The 1,380-nt window shown below is 58.4% G+C and carries 1 protein-coding gene; it reads left to right on the plus strand.

Annotation, left to right across the window (positions count from 1 at the left end; translation table 11 throughout):
* The coding region (locus BB029_RS33365; protein ID WP_168166829.1) for a hypothetical protein at window positions 1-1,380 on the plus strand (1,380 nt) is incomplete at both ends.

Raw genomic sequence — 1,380 nt, forward strand, 5'->3', positions numbered from 1 at the left:
CTGATCCAGAAGGCGCCAGCTCCAACGGCACCGGCCAGCCAACCGTTACCTTGCATAACGACGTGCCGGTCATCAGTGTCGCGCCAGAAACCATCGATGAAAACTCCGCTACTGCGGGCACCGTCGCAGGTCGCTTCACCGCGACCGATGAAGAAACACCACGCGAAGGCCTGACTGTTTCCTTCACCGGCAACAGCAACGCAGACGGCTACTACGCCATCGTTGATAACAACGTCGTGCTGACCCAGAAGGGTGCTGACTTCGTTAACGCCGGCAATCAACTGCCGAAGATTGACCTGACTGTCACTGACCCAGAAGGCCTGAACTCCAACGGCACCGGCCAGCCGACCGTTACTCTGCACAACGATGTGCCGGTCATCAGCGTTTCCCCAGAAACCATCGATGAAAACTCCGCTACGGCGGGCACCGTCGCTGGCCGCTTCACCGCTACGGACGAAGAAACCCCACGCGAAGGCCTGACTGTTTCCTTCACCGGCAACAGCAATGCCGACGGCTACTACGCCATCGTTGATAACAGCGTCGTGTTGACCCAGAAGGGCGCTGACTTCGTTAACGCCGGCAATCAACTGCCGAAGATTGACCTGACCGTTACTGATCCAGAAGGCGCCAGCTCTAATGGCACCGGCCAGCCGACCGTCACTCTGCACAACGATGTGCCGGTCATCAGCGTTTCCCCAGAAACCATCGATGAAAACTCCGCTACGGCGGGCACCGTCGCTGGCCGCTTCACCGCGACTGATGAAGAAACGCCACGCGAAGGTTTGACTGTTTCCTTCACCGGCAGCAGCAACGCAGATGGCTACTACGCCATCGTTGATAACAACGTTGTGCTGACCCAGAAGGGCGCGGATTTTGTTAACGCCGGCAATCAACTGCCGAAGATCGATCTGACCGTCACTGACCCTGAAGGCCTGAACTCCAACGGCACTGGCCAGCCAACCGTTACTCTTCACAACGACGTGCCAGTGATCAGCGTCGCGCCAGAAACCATCGATGAGAACTCCGCTACGGCGGGCACCGTCGCTGGCCGCTTCACCGCGACCGATGAAGAAACCCCACGCGAAGGTTTGACTGTCTCCTTCACCGGCAACAGCAACGCAGACGGCTACTACAGCCTGTCTGGCAACAACGTTGTACTGACCCAGAAGGGCGCGGACTTCGTTAACGCCGGCAATCAACTGCCGAAGATCGATCTGACCGTCACTGACCCAGAAGGCGCCAGCTCTAATGGCACCGGTCAACCAACTGTCACTCTGCATAACGATGTGCCGGTCATCAGCGTTTCCCCAGAAACCATTGATGAGAACTCCGCCACAGCGGGCACCGTCGCTGGCCGCTTCACCGCGACCGACGAAGAAA

Source organism: Pseudomonas sp. S3E12 (assembly GCF_001702295.1).
GTDB classification, from domain to species: domain Bacteria; phylum Pseudomonadota; class Gammaproteobacteria; order Pseudomonadales; family Pseudomonadaceae; genus Aquipseudomonas; species Aquipseudomonas marginalis.